General features: G+C 44.3%; 20 protein-coding genes, 1 tRNA gene and 1 pseudogene. 14 read left to right on the forward strand and 8 right to left on the reverse strand.

Features of this window, described 5'->3' with window-relative positions; genetic code table 11:
• Positions 1–145: 145 nt before the first annotated feature.
• Entirely contained in the window at positions 146–1,018 is an 873-nt protein-coding gene (locus JMY03_RS12285) for a metal ABC transporter substrate-binding protein (RefSeq protein WP_227675625.1), read from the reverse strand.
• Between the two features lie 119 nt (positions 1,019–1,137).
• Between JMY03_RS12285 and JMY03_RS12290 the strand changes: the two genes are divergently transcribed.
• The 6 genes from JMY03_RS12290 to gluQRS all read left to right on the forward strand — a co-directional run bounded on the left by JMY03_RS12290 (position 1,138) and on the right by gluQRS (position 6,319).
• Positions 1,138–1,656 (forward strand): Fur family transcriptional regulator, encoded by a 519-nt coding sequence (locus JMY03_RS12290; RefSeq protein WP_201604068.1) that lies wholly within the window; start codon positions 1,138–1,140, stop codon positions 1,654–1,656.
• Positions 1,657–1,766: 110 nt separating this feature from the next.
• Positions 1,767–2,537 carry a metal ABC transporter ATP-binding protein gene (locus JMY03_RS12295; RefSeq protein WP_201604070.1) on the forward strand — a complete coding sequence of 257 codons (771 nt, stop codon included), beginning with the start codon at positions 1,767–1,769 and terminating at the stop codon, positions 2,535–2,537.
• A 77-nt stretch (positions 2,538–2,614) separates the two neighbouring features.
• Positions 2,615–3,433: a metal ABC transporter permease gene (locus JMY03_RS12300; RefSeq protein WP_025646747.1), complete on the forward strand. Its 819-nt coding sequence runs from the start codon at positions 2,615–2,617 to the stop codon at positions 3,431–3,433.
• Positions 3,434–3,635: 202 nt separating this feature from the next.
• Positions 3,636–4,481, forward strand: a complete 846-nt coding sequence (locus tag JMY03_RS12305) for a metallophosphoesterase (protein ID WP_201604072.1) — start codon at positions 3,636–3,638, stop codon at positions 4,479–4,481.
• A gap of 266 nt (positions 4,482–4,747) precedes the next feature.
• Positions 4,748–5,185: an RNA polymerase-binding protein DksA gene (dksA, locus tag JMY03_RS12310; protein WP_201604074.1), complete on the forward strand. Its 438-nt coding sequence runs from the start codon at positions 4,748–4,750 to the stop codon at positions 5,183–5,185.
• A 183-nt stretch (positions 5,186–5,368) separates the two neighbouring features.
• Entirely contained in the window at positions 5,369–6,319 is a 951-nt protein-coding gene (gene gluQRS / locus JMY03_RS12315) for a tRNA glutamyl-Q(34) synthetase GluQRS (protein ID WP_201604235.1), read from the forward strand.
• A gap of 10 nt (positions 6,320–6,329) precedes the next feature.
• Here the strand turns inward: gluQRS and ftsW are convergent, their stop codons facing one another.
• Both ftsW and murD read right to left on the reverse strand, forming a co-directional pair.
• Complete coding sequence (ftsW, locus tag JMY03_RS12320) at positions 6,330–7,526, reverse strand: putative lipid II flippase FtsW (protein WP_025646751.1); 1,197 nt, start codon at positions 7,524–7,526, stop codon at positions 6,330–6,332.
• 145 nt (positions 7,527–7,671) lie between these two features.
• Positions 7,672–9,099: a UDP-N-acetylmuramoyl-L-alanine--D-glutamate ligase gene (gene murD, locus JMY03_RS12325; protein WP_025646752.1), complete on the reverse strand. Its 1,428-nt coding sequence runs from the start codon at positions 9,097–9,099 to the stop codon at positions 7,672–7,674.
• 530 nt (positions 9,100–9,629) lie between these two features.
• Here murD and JMY03_RS12330 point away from each other — a divergent pair.
• The 4 genes from JMY03_RS12330 to JMY03_RS12345 all read left to right on the forward strand — a co-directional run bounded on the left by JMY03_RS12330 (position 9,630) and on the right by JMY03_RS12345 (position 14,212).
• Positions 9,630–11,129 carry a SulP family inorganic anion transporter gene (locus tag JMY03_RS12330; protein WP_201604076.1) on the forward strand — a complete coding sequence of 500 codons (1,500 nt, stop codon included), beginning with the start codon at positions 9,630–9,632 and terminating at the stop codon, positions 11,127–11,129.
• Positions 11,130–11,191: 62 nt separating this feature from the next.
• Positions 11,192–12,046 (forward strand): universal stress protein, encoded by an 855-nt coding sequence (locus JMY03_RS12335; protein ID WP_201604078.1) that lies wholly within the window; start codon positions 11,192–11,194, stop codon positions 12,044–12,046.
• 458 nt (positions 12,047–12,504) lie between these two features.
• Positions 12,505–12,843 (forward strand): P-II family nitrogen regulator, encoded by a 339-nt coding sequence (locus JMY03_RS12340; RefSeq protein WP_201556743.1) that lies wholly within the window; start codon positions 12,505–12,507, stop codon positions 12,841–12,843.
• 106 nt (positions 12,844–12,949) lie between these two features.
• Positions 12,950–14,212: an ammonium transporter gene (locus JMY03_RS12345; protein WP_201556741.1), complete on the forward strand. Its 1,263-nt coding sequence runs from the start codon at positions 12,950–12,952 to the stop codon at positions 14,210–14,212.
• Between the two features lie 194 nt (positions 14,213–14,406).
• Here JMY03_RS12345 and JMY03_RS12350 read toward each other — a convergent pair whose 3' ends face one another.
• From JMY03_RS12350 to JMY03_RS12360, 3 genes are all read right to left on the reverse strand, one after another.
• Positions 14,407–14,790, reverse strand: coding sequence for a DUF2147 domain-containing protein (locus tag JMY03_RS12350; RefSeq protein WP_201604080.1), 384 nt, complete (start codon positions 14,788–14,790; stop codon positions 14,407–14,409).
• A gap of 291 nt (positions 14,791–15,081) precedes the next feature.
• A complete protein-coding gene (locus JMY03_RS12355) occupies positions 15,082–15,345 on the reverse strand; it encodes a hypothetical protein (RefSeq protein WP_201604082.1) in 264 nt (87 codons plus the stop codon).
• Positions 15,346–15,445: 100 nt separating this feature from the next.
• Positions 15,446–16,360, reverse strand: a complete 915-nt coding sequence (locus tag JMY03_RS12360; protein WP_227675626.1) for a DNA/RNA non-specific endonuclease — start codon at positions 16,358–16,360, stop codon at positions 15,446–15,448.
• Between the two features lie 151 nt (positions 16,361–16,511).
• Between JMY03_RS12360 and JMY03_RS12365 the strand changes: the two genes are divergently transcribed.
• Positions 16,512–16,602 (forward strand) — tRNA-Ser (locus JMY03_RS12365).
• Between the two features lie 283 nt (positions 16,603–16,885).
• Entirely contained in the window at positions 16,886–18,247 is a 1,362-nt protein-coding gene (locus JMY03_RS12370) for a tyrosine-type recombinase/integrase (protein ID WP_201604084.1), read from the forward strand.
• A 150-nt stretch (positions 18,248–18,397) separates the two neighbouring features.
• Here the strand turns inward: JMY03_RS12370 and JMY03_RS12375 are convergent, their stop codons facing one another.
• A complete protein-coding gene (locus tag JMY03_RS12375) occupies positions 18,398–19,426 on the reverse strand; it encodes a hypothetical protein (RefSeq protein ID WP_201604086.1) in 1,029 nt (342 codons plus the stop codon).
• 249 nt (positions 19,427–19,675) lie between these two features.
• Between JMY03_RS12375 and JMY03_RS12380 the strand changes: the two genes are divergently transcribed.
• Together JMY03_RS12380 and JMY03_RS13510 are read left to right on the forward strand one after the other, a co-directional pair.
• Entirely contained in the window at positions 19,676–19,870 is a 195-nt protein-coding gene (locus JMY03_RS12380; protein ID WP_265089652.1) for a transposase, read from the forward strand.
• Between the two features lie 248 nt (positions 19,871–20,118).
• A pseudogene (locus JMY03_RS13510) lies at positions 20,119–20,256 on the forward strand (transposase); the annotation flags it as partial.
• 76 nt (positions 20,257–20,332) lie between these two features.
• Here JMY03_RS13510 and JMY03_RS12390 read toward each other — a convergent pair.
• Positions 20,333–20,707 (reverse strand): hypothetical protein, encoded by a 375-nt coding sequence (locus JMY03_RS12390; RefSeq protein WP_201604090.1) that lies wholly within the window; start codon positions 20,705–20,707, stop codon positions 20,333–20,335.
• Positions 20,708–20,732: the final 25 nt, after the last annotated feature.

Raw genomic sequence — 20,732 nt, forward strand, 5'->3', positions numbered from 1 at the left:
TAAAGTGTGAGATAAAGGTCAGTGTCTCACTAATTCAACTCATCAAGCGCGAGTATTATAAGGACTCAAGTTAGCTTTCGCAAGGAAAATACCGCTACTATCAAGTGTTTAGCCGGAGCCCAGCTTGCAGTCTAATCGCAAAAGACTAGTCTATACACTTCGCTATCTGCTGCGCCATCTGACTCCAGCCGGTCACAAAGTCGTCGCTGGCGCTCATATCTTCTAACTGAATAGTAGTTTTAACTGGTTGCAGCTTGGTAATAAGCCCTTTAGCAGGCTTACTTTGCGTCACTAAGCACATGCGTTTATTTGGACGCCGCTCACTCAGCTGACGTATCTGGCTGGCTTTTGGCGCTAGATGATGATCGGCTGTTAAGCTACCAGCCAGCTGCAAATTCAGACTTGGTTCAAGATACTGATAAGCATCGTGATACGCCCAATAAGCGCTAACGGGTTGGCCACTACGCTTCTGACTAGCCACTGCCCTATCCATTCGCTGCGCAAATTTCTGTGCATTGGCTTGGTAGAGTGTTTTATTTTTTGGATCGGCATGACTGTGAATGACGGCCAACGCCCGGGTAATGGCTTTGGCGTTTTCTGGGTCGAGCCAAATATGAGTATCTAAGGTATCGGCTAGTGGCTCACCTGCGACATCGCGCATTGGGTAACGCTTAAAAGCATCGAAGGCGAATAAGGATATGGCATTAGGCGCACTATCTAAAGTTGAAGCCAAGTTGTTCTCTAGTGGCGCGCCAAACCAAACCACAAAGGTGCTGTCTTGAACCGTTTTGATATCTTTTGGGCTGATGCTGCCGTGATGCCCTACTTCACCCGGGTTGAGTAGCTTTTTAGCGGAGGGTGCACCTTTTGTCACCGCTTCACTGAGCAAAAACAAAGGATAATTACTGACGCTTACGGTATCAGCCGCTTGCGCACTCGTGGTAAACAAACCTGCTGATAGTAAACCTGCTAGTAGATTTGTGAGCCAAGACTTCGGGGATAGTATTTTTTTATTCATGGTTTTTATCATGCCACTTTAGCCCATTGTTATTGACAGCTGTCATTAAAGTATCGATTTTTAATTGCATTATGTTATACTATAACAATAAAAAGTGCACGATTATTTTAGGAGCGGTTATGAGCGATTGTTCATTAGCTAGTCACCATCTTCATGATGTTCAGCAGTTCACTGCTAATGAGGTGCATGCGCGTCTAACTGCTGCTATAGAGCAATGCCGCCTTCGCGGTGTGCGATTCACCCCACTGCGTCAACAGATCTATGAGCTGATATTGCAGGCCGAGCGGCCCGTTGGTGCTTATGATTTGATTACCCAGTTGCAGCAAGCTCGCCTGCAAGATAACGACCATGAGCATCGGAATAAGAACGTCGCACCGCCTACGGTTTATCGCAGCTTAGAATTTTTATTAAGTGAGGGCCTGATTCATCAGCTCACTTCAATCAACGCTTATGTGCCTTGCTGTCATCCTCGCGCTGAGCACGCCGCGGCATTCTTGATCTGTGAGCAGTGTCAGCGAGTGCAAGAATGTAGCAGCTTACCGGTGCAAGAGATGATGAGCTTTGCCGAACAAGATGTAGGGTTTTTGGTCAATCATAGCGTCATCGAACTAAGCGGCCGCTGCCAAGCTTGTCAGTAGCTTTTATCATCGCTTTAACTTTTAACTCTTATGATGTTGTGTACATTAAGGGTTTACATCAAGCACAAAGCCACAAAGCCACAAAGCCATTTTTAACCCATAGGTCCGCTATGAGCGTAACCCCCTTACCGACTAAGCAAAATAGTAGTGCTGAGCTGCTAAGCCTAAACAATGTCAGCTACGATATTGATAGACAGCGCTTGCTGTCGCATATCAGCATCGATATCGCGGTTAATGAAACGGTGAGTCTGATCGGACCTAATGGCGCAGGCAAATCGACGTTAGTTAAGCTTATCTTAGGTCTGATAACCGCCAGCGAAGGTACTATAACAGCGCATCAGCCCCTACAGCTTGGCTATGTGCCGCAGCGTTTTGCGGTGCCGCCTATCTTACCGCTACGAGTCAAAGACTTGCTAGCGCAGGCGGATAAACGCCGACTACAACCAGAGCAGCGGCAGTTTATTTTTGATAAGTTGTCGCTAAATCACCTGCTTTCACGGCAGATGGGTCATTTATCTGGTGGTGAGACGCAGCGTGTGCTACTAGCGCGCGCCTTACTAGATAAGCCGAACTTACTAATCTTAGATGAGCCGATGCAGGGGCTTGATCCTGATACTGAGGTTTGGCTCTATCAGTTCATTGATGAGCTGCCGGATTTTTTGCGCTGCGCCATGCTTGTCGTATCGCATGACCTGCACTGGGTCATGAAAGGTAGCCGGCGCGTTATTTGTCTCAATAAGCATATTTGCTGTGAAGGACAACCGAGCGAGCTTGCTATCACCAGCGAGTTTCAAAAGCTCTTTGGCCATCATTACGAGCAGCCTTATGTGCATCAGCATCACGCTTGTGAGCATCATGCCCCTAGCGATGTAGCACCTTAAGCGCTCGTCATATGAGTACCCCTTTATCTTGAAGCCCTTTTAACCCCCTTTTAGCGCCTATTTAACGGATATCAGTTATGACTGCTTGGTTGGCCATTATCGCTCCGGCTTGGATTGCCGGCAGTATTCTTGCGCTGCTCTCAGCCCCATTAGGCTGCCTTGTGTTATGGCGGCGTATGGCTTTTTTTGCCGATGCCTTAGCGCACGGTACGCTCTTGGGCGTGGGGCTTGCGGTGCTTTGGCAGCTACCCATGGGGGCGGGCGTTGGTATCGTCAGCGTGCTGGTGGTGCTCGGCTTAGTGGTCATTGACGATGAGCGTTTGCCAATGGATGCGGTGTTAGCCGTAGTTGCCGTCACTTTATTATGCTTAGGTTTACTGACGCTCACTCAATTAACCAACCAACAAGCCAACGTCTTAGGCTTTTTATTCGGTAATCTATTAGAGCTAGATTGGGCGGACTTGCCAATATTAGCGGCGAGCGTACTAATAGGCCTAGCCTTACTGATATACATTTGGCCAGCGCAAATCAAACTTGCCACTCATGAAGCCTTAGCTCGCATTCAAGGCGTTAATCCGGCTCGCCAGCGCTTGTTTTTTATGGGAATACTGGCAGGGTTTTGTGCGATTGCCTTACAAGCAGTCGGCAGCCTACTGATAAGCGGGCTTTTAGTACTACCTGCATTGAGCGCTAGATTATGGACGACATCGCCGAAGCAGATGGTCATATCTGCCCTCATCATCGCCCAATTCGGAGTGACTTTAGGAGTGTGGGGCAGTGTTTGGATGGATATACAAACCGGTCTGTCGATTGTCTTAGTGCTCGCTATTTTGTTTTTTATTGCGCTCTTATTCTCAAAACTATTCGCTAAATTGAACGTCACCAATCGCCAATAAAGATTAGGCTACGAGCGGCTACTATTAATAAGCGCACTTAGCTCTTATCGACTTTCTTTTACTAAGTAGTTGGTTGCTACCAAAAACTGTGCTATAAACAGGCAGATAGCTAATCGTTAAATGACTGATAGACGACTAGGAAGTATTAAGGTTATCAGAGCGTTTAGGATTGTCGTCTACTATGGCCTAAGAGACCTTACTCATGCTGAGCTACCCCACTTACCACGTTCATGCTCCAGATGGGCAGTTAAATGTTCTGCAAATTACCGATATGCATTTATTATCACCCGCTAGTACAGATAACGCTGAAGACCATAGCGATGAAAAACCCAACTGTCGACATTACTTTGAAGCCAATCTTGCTCAAGCGCTTGCTGAAGATATTCGCTGTGATTTGATACTCGTCACCGGCGACTTAGTCAGTAAGGTTGACAGCGTGACTTACGATCATATTTTTGAGGTACTTCATAGCACGCAGATACCTTTTGCTTGTATTGCAGGTAATCATGATGTCACCGACGAGTCGAGTCACGACCTGCCCTTTGAGCAACGTAAGCTGATGGCTCGTACTATGGATTCGCGGCTACTGAGCCGGCATGTGATTGAAACAGACGCTTGGCAGCTGTTACTGCTAGACTCATCAATCCCTGGCCAAATTGGAGGTGCGGTGACTGAGGCGGATATGGACTGGCTATGTGCGCAGCTTGCGACTTGTGATAAGCCGGCCTTATTAGCTGTACATCATCATGTGATGCCGATGTACTCTGAGTGGATAGATGCACACATGATAGAAAACGCCGATTATTTTTGGCAGCGTCTAGCCCCTTATGCGCACTTAAAGGTCATTGTCAGTGGTCATACGCATCAAGAGCAAGTCCGTCATCGTAACGGGGTCACAGTCTACTCGACACCATCGACTTGCTATCAGTTTATGCCTTATGAGGATGACTTTAGCTATGATAAACAAGCACATGCCGGCTATCGCTGGTTGCAATTAGCCAACAATGGCAATCTTGCAAGCTGGGTCAAAAGACTAGATACTTGGTAGCCAGTTTTTAGTGGCATAATGAATAATAGTGACAGTGGACGTTGGTTAGTATAATAATGATAAAGAAAGTTATCATTATTAGGTTAATATTAGCGATTGATAACGTATGGCATCACATTGATGTTAGGTTTATCTATCCTATGATTGGCGTACCCCGTGGTGAAACGTTCTAAAAAGGACAAGTCGCAGGGCGATAGAGAGCTTTTGAAGCCTTGTCTTATGCAACATCGTTTTGTTGAATTAATTTGGAAAAATAGGATACCCTTATGAGCACTTCAACGACGTCTCCAGCTGAGGTAAAATTTACCCCTTATGTTCCTGCCAAAGACGAAGAATATATGTCTGATGCGCAGCTTGAACATTTTAAAGCAATCTTACTGGACTGGAAAAACCAGCTAATCGGTGAGGCTGACCGCACTAAGACTTATATCCAAGACGAGTCGAGCGCCATGCCAGATATCAACGACAGAGCAACTCAAGAAGAAGAGTTCGCCTTAGCACTGCGTACTCGTGACCGTGAGCGTAAACTGATTCGCAAGATCGATAAGTCGATAGCTGAGATTGAAAATGACGACTATGGCTTTTGTGAGACTTGCGGAGTGGAGATTGGCTTGCGTCGTCTAGAAGCGCGTCCAACCGCGACGCAATGTATCGATTGCAAAACCTTATCAGAGATGAAAGAGCGTCAAAACCAGGGTCAATAATACTCCCTTACTGATATCTATACCTTCTCAAAGCGAGCACTCTTGATAGAGTCGCTCGCTTTATTTTGCCCGTCATTTGTCTCTACCTGTCATTTGCCTCTAATAGTACGCTACTGAAAATCAATATATTTTATCCGTCAGTTTAGTTATGCTATAGCCCTTCTCTCACTTTGGTAGTGCTTTATTTTGACAACGGTTACTCATCCTTCTTTATCATCAAGGCCTTATACAACAGATTTGCCCGTAGGTCGTTTTGCCCCCTCTCCTACTGGTGAGTTACATCTAGGATCTTTAACGACAGCGCTAGCCAGCTACTGTCATATCAAATCCTTGGGCGGAAAATGGCTACTGCGCATAGAAGATACGGATACTGAGCGCTGTGATCGGCAGTTCACCGAACAGATATTAATAGACCTAGAAACGCTTGGTCTATACTGGGATGGTGATATTATTCATCAATCTGAGCGCATCGACATCTATAACGACTACTTACAGACGGTGCTAGCCCCTTTAACTTATGGCTGCCAATGCTCACGTAAAAGCTTAGCCAGATATTGGGATAATAGAAAAAAGGTTAGTGGTTCATCCCCCAACCAGCAACGTTATCCGCGCTGCTGTATTAATGATGACTTAGATAAAAAGGAGCATAAGCTACGCTTGCAGCTTCCAGATTATGCCATTGGTTTTATGGATGGTATTCAAGGGATGCAGTGGGATAATCCGCAACAGACTTTGGGCGATATGGTGGTCCGTCGGCAAGATGGCATGATTAATTATATTTTGGCCGCGAGTATCGATGATGGCTTACAGGGTATCACTCACATCATGCGCGGTCTAGATATTTTGCCAATGACTACCGCGCAAATCAGCTTATTACAAATGGCAGGCTTGCCGACTGTTAGCTACTGGTATCATTTGCCCCTGATCTGCCATACCAATGGACAAAAACTCTCTAAACAAAACCTAGCTCAGCCTATCGATACACGTGATCCAAGCGCACTTATCGCGCAAGCTCTCAAATTATTGCAACAACAGCCCGTTGATTTGGACACGCCAGAGCGTATGCTAAAACAAGCTATTGACCAATGGGACAATACCCCACTACAAAACAAACAGCAATTGGCTACTCTTTAAGCGCTAGCTGCTAATAATGACGACATTGGCTCTTTTCGATCTCAGGGCTCTCTTTATATATTTTAAGCAGCAGCGCGACCATCACTAAGCTAATCAGCATCGAGGAGCCGCCGTAGCTAAAGAAAGGCATAGTTAGTCCTTTGGTCGGCATTGCCCCCATATTCATCGCGGCATTAATAATCGTCTGAGCAATAAAGATAATACCGATACCAAAAGCGGTATAACTCATGCGCATCTGCCGACGTTTGAGCGCGTTATAACTAATGCGCATAGCGCTACCGATGATCAAGGCTTCGAGCAGCAGTATCAACGTCACGCCGACAAACCCCAACTCCTCGCCAGTAATCGCCAATAAGAAGTCGGTATGCGCTTCTGGTAAGTGCGAAAGCTTCTGTACGCTCTCACCGTAACCGACTCCGGTAAACTGACCACGGCCAAAGGCGATCAAACTGCGCGCCAGCTGATAATCAGTATCTTGGATATCATCGAAAGGATCTAAGAACGACAAAGCTCGCGTCAATCGATATTGAACCAAAGTTACTGCCAATACCCCAAGTACACTCACCACCGCCCCTAACGCTATAAACTGCTTATAGGGCGCGCCGGCTATATAAAATATCGCAAATACCGTCCCGACGATGACTACTAGTGAGCCAAAGTCTGGCTGCAATAACAGTAAAAAAGTCAGCAGGCCAATCACTAGTGATATACGCAGAAAACCATCCCAACCATTACGCACCTCAAACGAGCGGCGCACCACAAAGTCAGCGACAAAGACAATAACAACTAGCTTGGCAAGCTCAGCAACCTGAAAATTAAAACCTCCTAAACTCAGCCAACGCTTGGAGCCATTAATTGGCGTACCAAATAACGTGATGACTAATAATAGCGCTGTCACCATCAATAAAAAGAACTGCGTACCCGTCTGGTACAACATCTTAAGTGGTACAAACTTATAAGGTAAAAACGCCAAAAATAAGCCAATGCACATATAGAGCAGTTGGTTGTTGAAAAAATAGAGCTCTGTCATCCCACGACTGAGCGCAAAGGGTATAGAAGCAGAAGCAACCATCAGCAAACTTAGCACCATCATGCAGCCCACGCTAGCTATCAAAATAGCGCGAGCTGAAGGTAAGGACAACACACCATCACTACCGGTTTTGGCATAAGAGCTGGAGTTTGAGCGAGAAAAAAAGGAGAGCGCCATAATATTCAAATATACTAACAAACAAAAAGTACGGCGTTCAGCGAACACCACCATCAAAATCTAAAAAATAACTTATGCCAGTTTTATTATAAACTATAGAATAAATAACCAATAATATCCATCACTTATAAGAGTAAGAGACCATTTAGCTATCGGCAGTATCTGACGTCATGAGCTGCTGTACGAGCTGACTAAAACGCTCACCGCGCTCAGCATAACCACTGAACTGATCGAAGCTGGCACAAGCTGGCGATAACAGTACCGCTTGTACCTGCGATAAGCTACTATCCGTCACTTGCTGAACGCAAGTAAAAGCCTGATCTAACGTCTGGCATTGATGCAATCTGACATCATCGCTAAGCTCAGTATCGCGCAGGTGCTGCTCGATAAGTTTGGCATCTTCACCGATGATGAGGACTTGGCTGACATATTGATTGATAAGCGGCGTCAACTCACCAAACTGCTGGCCTTTTGCTTGACCGCCTAATATTAGTAGCAGCTTACCATCTTTTGGGGCATAAACGGCTCCTAGGCCTTCAACCGCTGCCATAGTCGAGCCAATATTAGTACCCTTTGAGTCATTGAAGTAGTCGATATCAGTCACTGAAGCCACAAACTGGCACCGATGATCAAGCCCCGTAAACTGCTGCAATGTGGCGAGCATACTCTCTAAAGGCAGTCCTGCCAGCTCCCCTAAAGCGAGCGCGGCTTGGGCATTGAGTAAGTTATGACGGCCTTTGACCGGTAGTTTATCAGCAGATAATAGACGCTCGGTACCGCGAGCCAAATAAATTTGTCCATCAGGATCGGTGATCAAACCATACTGGCCTTTATCAGGAGCATGAATGCCGACGCTAATACGAGGCAAGTTGTCTGCGACTAAAGGCCGAGTCAGCGCGTCTTCACGGTTGACGACTACTGACTTTGCACCTTGAAAGATACGGTGCTTGGCCTGATGGTAGCCCAGCATATCGCCATGACGGTCTAGATGATCCGGCGACATATTGAGTACAGTCGCTACTTGCGCGCCTAGGTTAGTAACGGTCTCTAACTGAAAGCTTGATAGCTCAAGAACCGCTAGCTCCATCTCTTTATTGGCTAATAGGTTTAACGCCGGCACGCCGATATTGCCGCCGACGCCTACTTGTACACCAGCATCACCTGCCATCTGTCCCACTAAGGTAGTAACGGTGCTTTTGGCATTGGAGCCGGTGATAGCGACTATCGGTGCACTACACGCTTCACAAAACAGCTGAATGTCACTGACGACAGGGATATTCGCTTGCCGCGCTTGCGCTACGGCCTCAGTTGCCAAAGAAATACCAGGACTGATGATAATACGCGCCGCTTGCAGCAATAACTCGCTATCAATCCCGCCAAATTGACGGATCTCAACCGCAGCTGGTAGCTGCTCAGCCAAGACTGGCGTAGAGTTATTATCAGTGACGGCAACTCGGTAGCCTTGCTCGGTAAGATAATGCGCTACTGATAATCCGGACTGCCCTAAGCCGACGACGACTTGTAGGCCACTGCCTTTATGAATCAATGTCGCTGGTGCCGCAGAGATCGACATATACTTTCCTTCTCTTAAACTATGGAGGCGCTCTGAAAACGTTGCTCAGTGATGAGAGCGGTCACGTCGTTTCGAGCGATAAGTATAAGCATGATAACGGTAACGTCGATATTTCGGTACTGCTTTTTTGCCACTTTGTGCTATTATGCCCATGTTTTTATCGCTACTGGCGAATGGCCATGTGCTATGTGTTAATAACTAAGGGCTAAATACTTAGCTTTTTATTAGTTTAGCATGTTGTCACTAGCGGCATACCTTTGCCTCTATTATCATTTTTGTCAAATGAGCGTTACCGTTTTGGTATCGTGCCAGTGAGCTGACAGTCTCATATATTAAGATTGAGCACCATCATTAAACCTTATTATACTTCTACTCGTTATTGGCTTTTGCTGCTGTGCAAGTGCCATACTGTTTGACAGGCGCAGTCTGTTAAGCCACGCCTTAGCTCTCTTGTCAGTGACTATTATTAATAGATAATAGGCCCACGATCAGCGACTTCCTTTTTGTCTTTTATTGTATGCAGCTTACTTATGATATCTTTTGTTGATAACTTACGTGATGAGTGGTTTTCTAATGTTCGCGGCGATATCTTGTCAGGACTTGTCGTCGCCCTCGCTTTGATTCCAGAAGCCATCGCTTTCTCTATTATCGCCGGCGTGGATCCAAAAGTAGGTTTGTACGCCTCCTTTTGTATCGCTGTGGTCATAAGCTTCGTTGGCGGACGCCCTGGGATGATTTCGGCGGCCACCGGTGCGATGGCGTTAGTCATGGTCGATCTCGTCGCCGATCACGGGCTGCAATATCTGCTAGCAGCGACTTTGCTATGCGGCGGTATTCAGGTGGTGATGGGTATCTTAAAGCTTGGCAATCTCATGCGCTTTGTCTCGCGCTCAGTGGTGATAGGCTTTGTCAATGCGCTCGCAATTTTGATCTTCGCCGCCCAGCTCCCTGAGCTTAATCCGATGACAGAGCGGGTCGGTATGACCGTCTATATCATGACGGCAGTAGGCCTTGCGATCATTTATCTGTTTCCGCTCATTCCGAAGATTGGCCGCGTTATTCCTTCTCCGCTGATCTGTATCGTCGGTTTAACGGCGGTTGCGATGTATATGAACCTAGACATTCGTAATGTCGGTAGTATGGGCGATCTGCCTGACTCATTGCCGGTATTCTTATTGCCAGATATTCCACTTAACCTTGAGACGTTACTTATCATCGCCCCCTACTCCATCGCTTTGGCTATCGTCGGTCTGCTTGAGTCGATGATGACTGCCACCATTGTTGATGAGCTTACCGATACGCCAAGTGATAAGAATAAAGAGTGCCGCGGTCAAGGTATCGCTAACGTCGTTTCTGGATTTTTTGGTGGTATGGCGGGCTGTGCGATGATCGGTCAATCGATGATCAACGTAAAATCTGGTGGCCGTACTCGTTTATCGACTTTGATAGCCGGTGTGGTGCTGCTCATCTTAGTGGTGTTTTTGAGCGAATGGGTCAGTCAGATTCCGATGGCAGCGCTCGTGGCAGTGATGATTATGGTCTCTATTGGTACCTTTAACTGGCAGTCTATTCGCGAGTTTAAAACGCACCCTATGTCATTTAACATTGTGATGCTAGCGACAGTATTGACGACCGTCATCACTCACAACCTTGCTTATGGCGTTGGGGTTGGCGTACTACTATCCGCCTTAGCCTTTGCCAATAAGATTGGCCAGTTCTTGACCATATATAGCGATTATGACGATAGTAGCAATACGCGCTATTATTATGTGCAAGGGCAAGTGTTTTTTGCCTCGACCACGCAATTTCTGAACAGCTTCGATACCAAAGAGGCTTTAGATACCATTCACATCGATGTCAGCCAAGCGCACTTTTGGGATGTCAGCGCTGTCGATACGCTTGATAAGTTGGTCATGCGCTTGCAACGCGAGGGTATTGATGTCAAAGTAGTTGGACTAAACAATGCAAGTCGTACTTTGATCGATCGCTTCTCTATCCATGATCGCCGCGATATTGGATTGCTTGACTAGATAGCTTGTGTCATTTACTGATGTCATTTAGAAGCTACTTAATGTAGATAACGGGTTGCATTATGAGTAATTTAAAGGCAGATAGTGTCATTGCTTGTCTAGATTGTCCCGATCACGTGCAATCAGTATTGGACGCGAGTATGTGGGCCGCCAATCGCTTGCAAGCACCGATTGGCTTGCTCCACTCTGTGCCAAGCATGCAGCAAAAAGCGGCGGTAAACTATTCTGGCTGCCTAAATATCAATGACGAGAGTCACCTGCTAGACCAATTCACTAGCCATGAGCATTTAAGCAACTTTGAGCTCAAGGCGCAAGGCAGACTGCTGCTACATCAAGCTAAGGCGTACTGCGATGAGCATCAATATAAGCGCCCTGTCTACACCTTACATCGCCACGAAAACCTCAGCGACAGTATCGACTACGTGGATGAAAAGTCGCAACTGATTGTCATCGGTCATAACGTGACTTGTAAAACTACCCTAAGTCAGCTCGTACGACTGAGTCATTGCCCCATTTTGGTGACTCATGCACCATTTTTGACCCCTACTACCGCCCTCTTTGCTTTTGATAATTGCGTTACTACTCACCGGATGCTCGATTGGCTGTGCAAAACGCCTTTAGTGCGCGCTTTAACCATTCATATCGTCATGGTCGGTAAAAACAACAATGACAACTGTGATGCCCTGCGAGAAGCTTATGCGCGTCTCAAGCAAGCGGGAATTAATACCAAAAAAGCTCTGCTAGATTGCCGTGATGTCAGCGCTGCCCTTACTTATTATCAAAACGAGCATGATATTGGCATGCTAATGAGCGGCGCTTTCGGACAATCGCGTCTGCGCGAGATATTACAAGGCAGTGATACCAAAAAACTGCTCGTCAGTACCAAAACGCCGTATCTGCTATTCCCTAAAGCGTAAGTACGCTGCTGCATACACCCCCATATATCTAAGTACAGAGCATCCGTTACCTTGCTGGCACTCTGCTGCTTATATCTGTTTTATATTTATCTTCTGTTTATAGCTTCCTCGCAAAAACCCCATTTGATTGCCAAACTCAAGTTAGCAAATCGTCACATGAAATACGGGGATAGCTTCCCCAAGCACTCAAAAAGTTGGTTATAATAAAGTTATCATTAACCAAACGCTAAAGGTTGATTTACTTTTATTACGTCTATAATGAAGGCTCTCATTGTTGTACCGTCGGTTATATCCTCTATCGGAATGACGGTTATTTTTGAACGGACACGTCCAATTTACTTCCCCTTGAGTAAATTGGCACAGTTCTTGAATAACTTACCGTAAGCAAGGCAGAGATACGACGATGCACCATAATGCCTCTATCAATCTGCAGCATCACACAAATAAGGAATTTTTTTATGAAGCTAATCACTGCGATCTTAAAACCGTTTAAGCTCGATGATGTGCGTGAAGCGCTTTCTGACATCGGTGTCAAAGGTGTTACTGTCACTGAAGTCAAAGGTTTCGGTCGTCAAAAAGGTCACACAGAGCTCTATCGCGGCGCAGAATATGTGGTGGATTTTTTGCCAAAAGTAAAAGTTGAAGTTGCTGTGATCGACGAGATGGTCGACCCTGCTATCGAAGCCATCACTCGCATCGCTAGTACTGGCAAGATTGGTGACGGCAAAATCTTTGTTACTGCACTTGAGCAAGTCATTCGTATCCGTACAGGTGAAACCGGACCGGATGCTATCTAGATTTGAGGCCATATCTATAAAAGGAGATTTGTAGATATAGGTTCTTACAGCATTTTTATCTATCGGTCATACCGATATCTATATTGTAAATTCAAGGGGAATGTAAATGGAAAGTCAAATCTTTGAGCTCCAGTATGCGCTCGATACGTTTTACTTTTTGATCTGTGGGGCGTTGGTCATGTGGATGGCCGCTGGCTTCACTATGTTAGAGGCCGGACTGGTCCGATCAAAAAATACGGTCGAAATCTTAACTAAGAATGTCGCGTTATTTGCAACGGCCAGCATTATGTACATGGTATGTGGTTACGCTATTATGTATGGTGGCGATCTGTTCTTGAGCGGAATTGCAGGCGGTGACACCTTAGTAGAAGACGCACTAGCAGCCTCTGCCGAAAATGGCTTTGGTGGCGACTCCGTTTACTCTGCAGCCTCAGACTTTTTCTTCCAAGTAGTGTTTGTAGCGACCTGTATGTCCATCGTGTCAGGTGCCGTTGCTGAACGTATGAAATTATGGGCTTTCTTATTGTTTGCAGTCGTCATGACTGGTGTTATCTATCCATTAGAAGGTAGCTGGACTTGGGGTGGTAACGATGTCTTTGGACTGTTCAATCTAGGCGATATGGGTTTCTCTGATTTTGCAGGCTCTGGTATCGTACACATGGCGGGCGCTGCTGCTGCTCTAGCAGGTGTATTACTACTAGGACCCCGTAAAGGTAAATACGGTCCTAAAGGTGAGATACGTGCGATTCCTGGCGCCAATCTTCCACTAGCGGCACTTGGTACATTGATCCTATGGATGGGCTGGTTTGGCTTTAACGGTGGCTCAGTACTCAAACTTGGTGACATCGCTAGTGCCAACTCTGTTGCCATGGTCTTTTTGAATACCAATGCTGCTGCTGCTGGCGGTGCTGTGGGCGCTTTAATCATCGCACGTATTATCTTTGGCAAAGCCGATCTTACAATGCTACTCAATGGTGCCCTAGCCGGTCTGGTCGCTATTACTGCAGAGCCATCAACACCCTCTGCCCTACAAGCGACACTCTTTGGCGTTGTGGCTGGTGTCATCGTGGTGCTATCTATCTTGGCATTAGACAAAATCAAAATTGACGATCCTGTTGGTGCTATCTCGGTTCATGGTGTGGTCGGTCTATTTGGCTTACTCATTGTGCCAATTACGAACCCAGCATCTACCTTTATCGGTCAGATTGCAGGCGCTGCGACCATCTTTGCTTGGGTATTTGTTGCAAGCTTCATCGTTTGGGTCATCATCAAAGCTGTCATCGGTATCCGTATCTCTGAAGAGGATGAATATGAAGGGGCAGATATTGCAGAATGTGGTATGGAAGCTTATCCTGAATTTGTCAGATAAGATCTAGCAGACAGGTTTAATCCTACTCGATGCGCTGATACTACTTTATGTAGTGTCAGCGTTTATTATTTTATTGAGTAACCTCCCCTTACTGACACAATAAAATGTAAAACATAAAAAATCCCGCAGTACCTTTCGGTAGTGCGGGATTTTATCTATTAAGTACAGATCTGATAAAAAACTACTTGATCGACTTATTTCTTTTTCCATGTTTGACTGCGTGAGAATGGCCCGATGTAACCTTTTAGTTTCAAAGAATTACCATTCAATCTTGCTGTCATGCGATAATCTTTACCTTTTTCTGGATCAGTAATCGTACCACCGCTATATTTACCACCGCCATCAGCTTTTAGACCAGAAATAATAGTCATACCGACGTGCTTTTTGCCTTTAGCTGAGTTGGTACCGATAAGCTTACCAGTCAATACGCCATTTGACTCAGTGATTTTGACTGTGCCTTTAGGCTTGCCGTCATCGTAAGTCTGCCAAGTAGTATTATGCAATGGGTCAGCGGCAAACGCCATGGTCGCCATACTAATACCAGCAGCTGCTAAAGCGGTTTTTGTAAATAATTTCATAGATCGACTCCCTTCAATGATTGTGCAATAAACTGCGTATATTGCGCTTGTCCTTAAAAAACCTCTACGACTAGAACTGTCTATATCCAAAGCTGCATATATCTATAGTAAGTAAAAAAGAAGTTCATTCTGTGAGCTATCTTTTCTATCTATCTAGATCGATAATGACGAAGAATCATCTTTATCGAAACAGTACAAGCGCTATCTGATTACATTATAAGCAAAAAAAACGTTTTGCCTAGTAATTTTTTATAAAGATTTCTTTCTGTAATTCGTAACTATATCAAATAGTTACAAAAACGGATTATCAATATTATCATCTGGCCAGTCATCATTTGATTTTGACACTTCATCCATTTTTGTGTACTGATCAGTTTTCTCAAACTGCGCCAATATCTTAGTAGTAAGCTCGTGTAGCTGCTTTGCTTGTGCAAATCCAGCTTTCGTTAAATACAAATCCAAATCACCGTAGATAATAATCTTATCTTGTTGGTTTTCGATAACCAATTCCCCAATCTGCATACTTTGATGATTATTTGCAAAAGGCTCGATCATAAGCTACTCCAAGTATTAGTAATAATTCGCAATAAAAACCGTTGATAGACTTGTTTATTCAGCGATATCTTAGATTATTATTTTAGACTCTATAGCGTCTTTATGCTTGTAGCTGCGTCAATAGCCATTCCACTAAAGCTAAGACGAATATCAGCCATAGTGGCTCCTCGCTAGGCGCAGTAGGCGCGTCTATCTTCTCCCCCGCTTTTAGGGGTAAAGTCAAAGCTTGCCGCTTGACCGCGCTATCTAACACCGGTAGCACCTCGACTCCTATCTGCTCGCTAAGCTCATCAAGGCTAATCACCTCGATACGTTCAGACTCATCGTTAGGCGCGTAGTAGACACCGGCTTGGTCGATAGCGGGTATGTAGACCGCCTTAAAAAAATGACTCGGTACGAGCACTTGCCTATTTAGACGCTTGGTCTTTTTATCCGTAAAAGCGACCCCGGTTACGGTATAGACTTCGCCGTATTGCTGCGTCAGATAGCGCGTCGCCGACTCGATGTTGCGCCAAATGTAGCGATTATTGCGCGGCGATTGCGGCGCGATATTAGCCAGACTGAAGCTGTCGTATTGCTGCGAGCGCGTCGCCATATCGGCATTGGGCGCTAGATGCCCTCTATCATAGCCTGAGCCTGAATAATCCTCTAATGACGCTCGAGCAGACTCTGGCAAACGGCTCTCTTCATGGAAGCTGTCTTCACGATCTATCGTTTTGGCTTGATTGAGACGCGCGCGAGTCAGATGTTCTGCAGACCATAACGGCGTACGCGTCACCCCTGAGTACATGACCGCAAAGCCATCCATACATAGTGCTTGGGTGTTGGCGCTAAGCTTATCATTGATAAACTCCGGATAAACCCCGCCATAAAACGACTCATTACACTGGCTTAAGTCATCGGCATAGGCTGGCGCTATTGCGAGTAGCCCTACCGTTATCATCGCTGCTGCGCGAGCTACTATGCTATGTCTAACACGGCTTAACGCCCTACTATCTACTACTGCAAAACTCATCACGTTATTTTGTACCCTTCGCCGGTGTAATTACTGCTGCTGTCATCACAGATGCGCTATCCTATCCTAGCAGGCACTTTTTAATAAAGAAAGATAAAGCGCAAACCGTGACAATAGCAATCGTATCCGTTATACTTAGCCGTCTAAAATTGGTGACGTGGGTGAGTGGCTGAAACCGCACGCCTGGAAAGTGTGTATACGTTCATAGCGTATCGAGGGTTCGAATCCCTCCGTCACCGCCAATCTTATAAAATCTTAGTTTTCCTAGCTTGTCCTAAACTATCCTATATACATCTTAAACCCTTTATAAATAACGCTTCTAGCGTTTTTTTTATGTCTAACGTTTTCCTAATCTATCCGAACATAACCCACCTATCCCATGGCTTGTGTTGGTCTATCTGTTGGTCTATGATTTCATTAGACCTCAAAAAGACCAACATTTAGGCTTTATGATTCAGCATTAGACCAACGTACTTGTTGTATTTCTTGATTCATATAGCTTGTAGCCATAGGGAATAGACCAACATGTTAAGCGATAGTAAGATCCGCAATCTCAAACCAAGTGAAAAATGCACACCTTCGCGTCCTGATAAATATAGCGATCAGTATGGTTTGCAGCTATTAGTACGCAATACGGGCACAAAGTCATGGATAAGCGCTTATCGCTTTGATGGTAAGCAAACGCGTATAACCCTTGGCACTTACCCTATTATGTCGCTAGCGGAAGCTAGACAAGCCAATACTGAGATTAAAGCATTACTCGCTGACGGTATAGATCCGAAAAATAAAAAGCGTCAAGATAAGCTTGCCAATATTCACGCGCAAAAATTCAATGACTATGCGCTTGATTGGCTGGTTGAGCGTAAGCGTAATGTCAAACCGCGCACCTATCAGCAAGACTATAACCGTATGCATAAAGATGTGTTGCCACACTTTGAAGGTATTGCACTAAAAGATGTGAGCTTTGAGGATTGTCGATCGATGGCAGATGAGATCGAAAAGCGTGTGAACAAAGACGGTGAGCCGCCACGCGAGGTAACCAGACGCACTATTGATCTGGTTGCTAATGTTTTAAAACGTGCCAAACGTGAACGCATCATTGAGCAAAACCCAATCGATGATCTAAAGGAGCTCTACCCAAAAGCCAAAAGCCAGCACATGAAGCATGTGGATATCCATGAGCTACCTGCCCTACTCCAAGCTATCGAGGGCTATCATGGTCACGACCAAACCCGATTAGGTATGAAATTCTTAGCCTACTCATTTTGTCGTACTATCGAGCTGCGTATGATGAAATGGGCGCATATCGACTTTGCCAATCGGTTATGGCGTGTTGATATTGATAACCTTAAAATTGCACGTAAGCATGTCGTACCACTGTCAGATCAAATGCTCAAAGTGCTAGAGGAAATGAAAGCCATCACGGGGCAATATGAGTACGTATTTTATCATACAGGCATGCATCAGCCATATAGTGAAGAGTTCATTAATAATGCGCTTGATATCTTAGGTTATGCTGGCAAACAAACAGGTCACGGCTTTCGTCACATAGCCTCTACCAATCTAAACGAGCTAGGCTATATGGGCGACGCGATTGAAAAGCAGATGGCTCATGATAAAAAGAGCAGCATTCGCGCGGTTTATAACCACGCGCAGCATTTAGAGGAGCGTCGTAAAATCATGCAAGTCTGGGCTGATTTTTTAGATTTACTTAGAGACACAGGCGAGGTCGTGGACTTTCAGACAGCAAGGCAGCAAATTGAGCAGTCACTGGCAAGTAAGCAACCAAACACATTACAAAACGCTGATAAACAAAATCTGCTAAAAGCGCTATTAGAGCAAGGTATCACAGCTGATGAGCTGCAAGTCTACATTGAGAATAACTGATGTATTTAACTATTACGAGAAGTTATTAAAGCCGTCTATCAATATGAACTTTACTAGACTCAATAAACTTTGCATTACAATCAGTTGAGCTGCATATAGAATTTATCGGCTTAGGCTCAGAAAACCAGAAAAATATATCCCTGTATTAAGTCATAACTTAGCGTAATTTTCTGTATTAGTATCGGCTGTTTCCTTAGCTTGTTTTCCATTGCTTCCTTCAGGATAAAATGGCTGTAATATATTAACTTCTTGTTTGGGTATAATAGTCTCAGCTGGCACATCTTCATTATCGTATGTCGATGAGCCAACCGATTCTGCATCATAATCGCTACTTAACTCTTGCTTATCTTTAGTTAGAAAACTGTCTTCAGAAATGACCTCTCTCTCAGCATGTTCGCTTGGCAAGCTGTATTGCTGCTCTAAAGGTATCTTATCAAAAAAAGTATATTGATTAGGAGAAGATGGAACGAGCTGAATTTCTTGATTTTGAATCTGTTTATAAGCAGATTCAACTAAGTTGTTTAAGACTTCACGCTGTGTTTTACCACAAGCCTTAGCAAGATGTCTTAGGTTTTTCTTGTTGTCATTGGTGAGATCTATGCCCTGGTTTTTCTTAACTTTATCACGATCGCGTTTCTGTTGCGCATTCCAAGCATCATACATATTGCTAATAAAGAGCCTCCTATTATCAGCCTTTTCTGTGTTTACAAGGTTGCCATCTTGATAAAGCCAATAAGTATCGAACATCCAATAATCTAGTGATGCCAGTATGTGATTAAGCCGAGAAGCTGTATCTGTTGCTGGGAAAGTAATACTGTCATGATAAATTAAAGCTTGTCTATATCCATTCTTATTAATACTTCTTGAGAAATATTTGTTCGATTTATTACTATTCTTTCTCTTATTTTTGTTCATTATTAAGTTATCAATATCATATATATTCTGCATATATTTATACACATAGTTTATTTTAGCGCTATGATTCTTATCACGATTAGTCAGCCATTTAATATCTTTCTCACTAATTTTATTATTACTATAAACTTGTTTTAATTTAATTAAGGATAGCTTTTTCGATGTAACTATCCATTCTTCATCATCACTATTGCTCTCGCAAATCTCTATTTTAATAAAATAAATTTCTATTAAAAATAATATCATGGACAATAACTGAAACATCAGCCTCAGTAAGAATAGGATCGCTTATATAGTGTATTATTAAATATAAAATGTTATAAGATCATCTCAACAGATATACTCAATTATCATGACTTACTCACTAGATTATCGCAAACAAGTTCTTAAAAGCTTAGCAGATGGCATGACCTTTGCCAAGGGCAGCCTCTTTTATGACATTAGTCCAACCACTATTCAAAGTGGAAGAAACGGCTGCATAGTAAGAGCACTCGCAATGTTACGCCATCAAAAATACCGGATGATGCACTACGCAAAGACGTTAGGCGTTACCCTGATGACTATCACTATGAGAGAGCAAGACGGTTCAACTGTACTGCCCCAGCCATTTGTGAGGCTTTAAAACGCCTAGGCATCCAGTCAAAAAAGACCTTAGAGCATCCAAAAGCATGTCCAATAAAAAGAGCGGCGTATCAGAGAGTGGCTTGATAACTTTAAACAACAAAGGTTACCCCATTGTGTATATGGACGAAAGCGGTTTTGAAAGCCAGACCATTCGTCCTCGGTTATCACCCTGATAGGCAAACCCTGTATCGACAGCTACAACTGGCAAGGTAAAAAGCGGAGCCAGCGTCATTGGGGCTCTATATGAAAGAATGCTATTTGCACTGGATTACTTTGAACACAACATTAACAGCTGACATATTCTACGATTGGTGCAAACACCCTAATCCCAAGCCTTAAAACCGTGCGTGATTGTCATGGATAACGCTCGGTTTCATAAAAGTAGACGTATCCAAAAATTACTGAACAGGCATGGTCATCGTATTCTATGGCTGCCGCCGTACAGCCCAGACTTGAACCCTATTGAGAAAAAATGGGCTCAAGTGAAGTTTCTACGCCAAGGGTGGATGGAAAATGACTTATCCAAATTATTTTATGATGTTTGTCCTAGCCATAACACTTTTGTTTTGAACTGACTATACGATCTAATCCCTTCAAAACCATACTTAACCACAATGCAGCTCTGTCATTTTCATAGAACCACTTTACATAAGCGAAAGATATATTGTTTATAGCACTTGTTTCAAATATTGCATCTATATCTTTACGGCTAGTGGAATACCGCCTTTTTAGTATCTTTGATAGCAGATCCCTACATAGTGAATCATTTTTCCGTACTTCTTCTGTACGTAGTTGCCCCCTAGAGTATAGATTTAATAAACACCAGTAAGTGTTATACACACTCAAAGCTTTCACCTTTTGTTCAATATATTTTTCATTTTTCTTCGATAGCTCTATACCATTAACAGATCCGTTTTTCATTATACATCCTTATATAATAGACCTC

This window comes from Psychrobacter submarinus, from assembly GCF_904846685.1.
Lineage (GTDB): Bacteria > Pseudomonadota > Gammaproteobacteria > Pseudomonadales > Moraxellaceae > Psychrobacter > Psychrobacter submarinus.

What these genes read in the sequence shown, in the direction of transcription:
- murD (WP_025646752.1), bottom strand. Translation starts at nt 9,099, where the DNA reads ATGTCGATCTCTGCGGCACCAGCGACATTGATTCATAAAGGCAGTGGC.
- JMY03_RS12345 (WP_201556741.1), top strand. Translation starts at nt 12,950, where the DNA reads ATGGAAAGTCAAATCTTTGAGCTCCAGTATGCGCTCGATACGTTTTAC.
- JMY03_RS12285 (WP_227675625.1), bottom strand. Translation starts at nt 1,018, where the DNA reads ATGAATAAAAAAATACTATCCCCGAAGTCTTGGCTCACAAATCTACTA.
- JMY03_RS12390 (WP_201604090.1), bottom strand. Translation starts at nt 20,707, where the DNA reads ATGAAAAACGGATCTGTTAATGGTATAGAGCTATCGAAGAAAAATGAA.
- dksA (WP_201604074.1), top strand. Translation starts at nt 4,748, where the DNA reads ATGAGCACTTCAACGACGTCTCCAGCTGAGGTAAAATTTACCCCTTAT.
- JMY03_RS12290 (WP_201604068.1), top strand. Translation starts at nt 1,138, where the DNA reads ATGAGCGATTGTTCATTAGCTAGTCACCATCTTCATGATGTTCAGCAG.
- JMY03_RS12355 (WP_201604082.1), bottom strand. Translation starts at nt 15,345, where the DNA reads ATGATCGAGCCTTTTGCAAATAATCATCAAAGTATGCAGATTGGGGAA.
- JMY03_RS12340 (WP_201556743.1), top strand. Translation starts at nt 12,505, where the DNA reads ATGAAGCTAATCACTGCGATCTTAAAACCGTTTAAGCTCGATGATGTG.
- JMY03_RS12295 (WP_201604070.1), top strand. Translation starts at nt 1,767, where the DNA reads ATGAGCGTAACCCCCTTACCGACTAAGCAAAATAGTAGTGCTGAGCTG.
- JMY03_RS12360 (WP_227675626.1), bottom strand. Translation starts at nt 16,360, where the DNA reads ATGAGTTTTGCAGTAGTAGATAGTAGGGCGTTAAGCCGTGTTAGACAT.
- JMY03_RS12330 (WP_201604076.1), top strand. Translation starts at nt 9,630, where the DNA reads ATGATATCTTTTGTTGATAACTTACGTGATGAGTGGTTTTCTAATGTT.
- JMY03_RS12300 (WP_025646747.1), top strand. Translation starts at nt 2,615, where the DNA reads ATGACTGCTTGGTTGGCCATTATCGCTCCGGCTTGGATTGCCGGCAGT.
- JMY03_RS12305 (WP_201604072.1), top strand. Translation starts at nt 3,636, where the DNA reads ATGCTGAGCTACCCCACTTACCACGTTCATGCTCCAGATGGGCAGTTA.
- JMY03_RS12370 (WP_201604084.1), top strand. Translation starts at nt 16,886, where the DNA reads ATGTTAAGCGATAGTAAGATCCGCAATCTCAAACCAAGTGAAAAATGC.
- ftsW (WP_025646751.1), bottom strand. Translation starts at nt 7,526, where the DNA reads ATGGCGCTCTCCTTTTTTTCTCGCTCAAACTCCAGCTCTTATGCCAAA.
- JMY03_RS12335 (WP_201604078.1), top strand. Translation starts at nt 11,192, where the DNA reads ATGAGTAATTTAAAGGCAGATAGTGTCATTGCTTGTCTAGATTGTCCC.
- JMY03_RS12350 (WP_201604080.1), bottom strand. Translation starts at nt 14,790, where the DNA reads ATGAAATTATTTACAAAAACCGCTTTAGCAGCTGCTGGTATTAGTATG.
- JMY03_RS12375 (WP_201604086.1), bottom strand. Translation starts at nt 19,426, where the DNA reads ATGTTTCAGTTATTGTCCATGATATTATTTTTAATAGAAATTTATTTT.